The organism is Exiguobacterium sp. SH0S2 (assembly GCF_004337185.1).
GTDB lineage: Bacteria > Bacillota > Bacilli > Exiguobacteriales > Exiguobacteriaceae > Exiguobacterium > Exiguobacterium aurantiacum_A.
The window spans coordinates 1-4,065 of the sequence record NZ_SJVB01000011.1 but is presented as its reverse complement, the minus strand read 5'-3'; the positions used below and the strand labels follow the sequence as shown (position 1 = coordinate 4,065).

Sequence of the window (4,065 nt, the reverse complement as noted above, 5' to 3'; positions counted from 1 at the left end):
TTTTTAAGAGTATAGCCCGCTATACTCTTGCAAGCAAGAGGCGGTCTCTACGAGGTTAAAACCAAAGGCTGTTCTCGTGTCTGGCCACGAGAAAGGGAGCATCAATCCCTATCGGAATCGACACTCCCTAAACCCTTCTTCCCCGACCCGTTCCCCCTCGGTCACTGGATCATGAAAGTGTATTCCATTCGAATGGTAGCATCGTCTCCAGACGATGCAGCCACTCAATTGGAATTTCAAAGAATCTCAGCATAGATCCTTTCGTCAATCACTCCAAATTCAACATCTGAGGGAAAAAGATCTAAACCACCATGAGCCATCACGACAGAACTTTGAACCCAATCATCCAACTGATAAGGTAGTCGGTAAACAACCGCAGATCCATCATCTTCTTTGATTGTTGCTATTGCCGTTCGTTGACCACCAACAACACCGACAGATAGAACGTGATAGATTTTAGATTCTTTAATCTGCAACTCTTCGTGTTTCGATACGTCCGAATAAAGTTTTGCCCCTGCTTTATTGACCACAAATTCCGACATGCTATCCCACCTCGACATATATTTGGTATAATCATAGCAAGTATTTCCTTGAAGGTGTTCGTCGCGTAGTAGATCCGTCGAACAAAAGAGTGCAGACGACTTCGCCGGTCGCCTGCACTCTTTTTTTGTTCAATCAATCTCTGCTTCATCAATCGCTTGTTTGTTGTATCTCCGCTTCTCTTCTTCCGTCAGTTCGATGTACTCCTGTACAAAATCCGACTGATCGGCTCGCCACCTCGCCATGATTTTGTAGAAATACTCGTTGGCGTCTCTCATCATGTAATGATCCAACTCGCCATCTTTGAACTTCGTCATGTATTCCTTAAAGAGACCACTGAAAGCAATGACCTGCTTGCCTTTCAAGGATTTGTAGAAGATATCGAACACTTCGGCACTCACGCCCATCTCGTTACTCTTGGCCGCATACTTCGAGATTTCAGCTACCGCATTGCCGGTCTGTTTTTCCTTGATCCGTTCGATGTGGACTTGGGTGATCGTGTAGTCTCCAGTGACTTCACGCCACATTTCCAACCACTCGTCACGATTGATATAGTTCCGAGAAGTGAAGTACGACTTTTTGACCGCCAACACGACATGGAAGTGGGGATTGTATGTATCGTAAGTCGGGTTCTCGTCCCCGACTTTCAGCCCCCGTCGTTCGTAGTACGACTGCTTTCTCGCAAACAAGGGTGTCGTGATTAACGGGTTGCTGTCGTACGTCATCTCCAGCTTCCGGGCATATCCTTCAATCGCTTTTTTAACTTTACTCCGCATAAACAATTTGTGGAACGCCTTGTTCATCATCGCGATTTCCGACTTCACCTCGTCCGCCCGAACGTTCGGGGTCGTCAACGTCAGGAAGAGATACTTCACATCATGTTCCGTGTGCATCGCTTCCATCACCACAGAAAGCGCCATCGCATCTTTCCTCGCCTTCCGCCAAGCGCAGATCGGGCAGAAACGATTCTTGCAATGATTGCCACCGACCATCTTCTTCTTCTCCTTGTCAGCCGTGGAAACATACAGGTTGAACGTGCCACACTCTCTGTACAGTTCCTGCATTTTTTCGGAAAGATGATTCTTCGTCAGTTCGTACATGCGTAGGTTATCTAACTTTTTCGGTTTGATTTGTGCAATAGGGTCTTGTATTTTGGGTGTCATTTTGTCTATAATCCATGTTGAAGCACCGTTTTGTGGACTGCACAAAAAGGGTACTTAACAGCATAAGCTAAAGGACTTGCCTCCGTTTCGTGTTTTTAGTTTTGTGTGTGGTAACTCAAATGCTAAAACACTATACACGGAAACGCAAGTTTTTTTCTTTATAAACCATTGGGGCGCAAGGGATTCAGTCACTTGTTCGCCCCTTTTTTTGCGCATAAATAGTTACCCTTATTATCAAGATAAGAAAGACTAAAAAACAAAACCTCTACATCCCTCACTTTTTTGCATAAAATTGTAAGTTGAGGAGGTGATAAAATGGCAGTAGTCTTACATTTGAGTAATGGAACTCAACGCCCTGTGCCAGCATCGTTTAAGAAGAGCTCTGAAGTCTTAGAACTCATGAAGCAATTTGGTCCTGATGGACACTTGATACTTGAAGACAAGGAAGGCGCAGAAGATATAATATTCAATCGACACATTGTAATGATTGAAGAGGTCCAAGGTATTTAAAAGATCGGCTCCCCAACCCCTCGATCCCGAGGGGCTCCCTCGCCGGTTGGCAGGTTTCGCCGTATGAACACGGCAAAACCAAACGAGAGGGTATTGGGGCTTTCCAGATGGTCAACTCTTATACTCACAACGAAAGACCCTCTAGGACGCTTCAGAAGCGTCTCAGAGGGTCTAATTCGTTATTCCGTTACATTGACCACCATAACGGCCTGGAATCACTCATACGGGCTTCTAGCGTCCCATATCGAGTGAATCCTTCCGCAACTCCTTCCGTTGCTCCTCGAAATCTCCTTTCGCCTTGTCGAAGCCTTTCTTTTCGGACTCGTTTTGGAGATCCACGTCCTGATTTCTTCCCAGCCGATCCTTCGCTTGGAATTTGGCATAGCCAACGACCTGCTCCATCTGGTTTGGCGACAATCGGTATTTATGTTGGACCAACGTCGCCATGAAGACTTTGATTTTCTCGATGACCTGCTTGAAGAACTCGACCTCTCGTTGGAGTTTGCGGTTCTCAATCCGCAATCCTAGGAGTTCGTTTAACTCCTTGTCTTTCGACTGATTGGACTCTTTCAACGACTTATTCTCTTTTTCCGATGCCCGCAGCGCCCGCTGCATCTTCTCCGCAGACTCCGCTCGCTTCTTCAGTTCCTCGAACGTCTCGCTCGCCATCGTCACCTTTTTCATAAAGTTCGGCTTCAGATTCAAGTCGATCCGCTCGTCGAAGTTCAACTCTTTGAGCGAATCGATTCGCTCTTGGAGTTGGTTTCCGTAGTGATCGAGGTCTCTCTTGGTCGATTCCAATTGGGTTTTCACGTCGTCGGTATCGAGAATCAGGTGTTCACGATGTCGATTTATGTCGTATTCAAACTTGGAGACTTCTTCTTGGATCATCGCAATCTTCCGATCCGCTTGCTTCCGAACCGACACGATTTGCTCGTCCGACTCCTTTTTCGCCTTGCCGACTTCCTCGCTCGCTATCATTTTTCGGGTACGGATTTCCGCTCGGGTGATCGAATACTCCAAGTCGAGGTCACCGACTTGCTTCTTGAGTACCTCGACTTCTTGTTTCATGTCCTCTCTCGCTTTGTATTCGTGGATGTTCAGCTTCTCCATCGTCTTCTCTCCGCTCGCCCGTAACACGTCGAAGCCACGCTGTTGGAGATACCTCGGCAGTTGGTCATGGATTTCTCTCAACGCCCTCGGCCCCATCACCGTCCTTGCTTGCAACTTCCCGTTTTCCTTGTTCACGGGCATGAAGTGAAGATGCATATGGGGTGTCGTCTCGTCCAGATGAACTTTGGCACTCATCACGTTCTCCTTACCGTACCGATCACAGAAGTATTCATAGCAACTCTTGAAGTATTTCTCATGTTCTTTGTCCGTCATCTTGTCCGCTTCTTCTTTCGGGATCGTGATGATGTTGGAATACAGGACGACCGAATTTTTCTGAACACGGCTGCCTTCTTTTTTCAGTTCGTCCCGTCTTTCTTTTGTCCGTTCATAGAGACCGACATTGCTTTTGACGAAATCATAGTTGAGGTGGGTTCGGGTTGGATCGATCCGTTCATTCTTGATTTTGCCCTCTCGTTCTTGTTCTCGTTCTTTGCCTTTCACGTCACTCATTTGGTTTTTTTGAGCGTTCCAAGCGAATTCGAATGCCATGGTTTTTCCTCCTTATGTACGACGAGAACCGAGGTGGAACGAGGGGCGGAATTCGTCGGGCTGTTTTTAAGAGTATAGCCCGCTATACTCTTGCAAGCAAGAGGCGGTCTCTACGAGGTTAAAACCAAAGGCTGTTCTCGTGTCTGGCCACGAGAAAGGGAGCATCAATCCCTATCGGAATCGACACTCC

Annotated in this window: 4 protein-coding genes; 1 reads left to right on the top strand and 3 read right to left on the bottom strand. The window is 46.9% G+C overall.

Annotation, left to right across the window (positions count from 1 at the left end; all coding sequences use genetic code 11):
- Positions 1-236 precede the first annotated feature (236 nt).
- Both EVJ21_RS15110 and EVJ21_RS15105 read right to left on the bottom strand, forming a co-directional pair.
- Positions 237-542: a hypothetical protein gene (locus tag EVJ21_RS15110; RefSeq protein WP_131490797.1), complete on the bottom strand. Its 306-nt coding sequence runs from the start codon at positions 540-542 to the stop codon at positions 237-239.
- Between the two features lie 129 nt (positions 543-671).
- On the bottom strand, positions 672-1,532 hold the full coding sequence (locus tag EVJ21_RS15105) for a protein rep (RefSeq protein ID WP_370259234.1): 861 nt from the start codon (positions 1,530-1,532) through the stop codon (positions 672-674).
- A 486-nt stretch (positions 1,533-2,018) separates the two neighbouring features.
- On the opposite strand from EVJ21_RS15105, the gene EVJ21_RS15100 reads away from it, so the two are divergent.
- Positions 2,019-2,213: a hypothetical protein gene (locus EVJ21_RS15100; protein WP_131490795.1), complete on the top strand. Its 195-nt coding sequence runs from the start codon at positions 2,019-2,021 to the stop codon at positions 2,211-2,213.
- Between the two features lie 231 nt (positions 2,214-2,444).
- Here the strand turns inward: EVJ21_RS15100 and mobV are convergent, their stop codons facing one another.
- Positions 2,445-3,875, bottom strand: coding sequence for a MobV family relaxase (mobV, locus tag EVJ21_RS15095; RefSeq protein WP_131490794.1), 1,431 nt, complete (start codon positions 3,873-3,875; stop codon positions 2,445-2,447).
- Between the last annotated feature and the right edge of the window lie 190 nt (positions 3,876-4,065).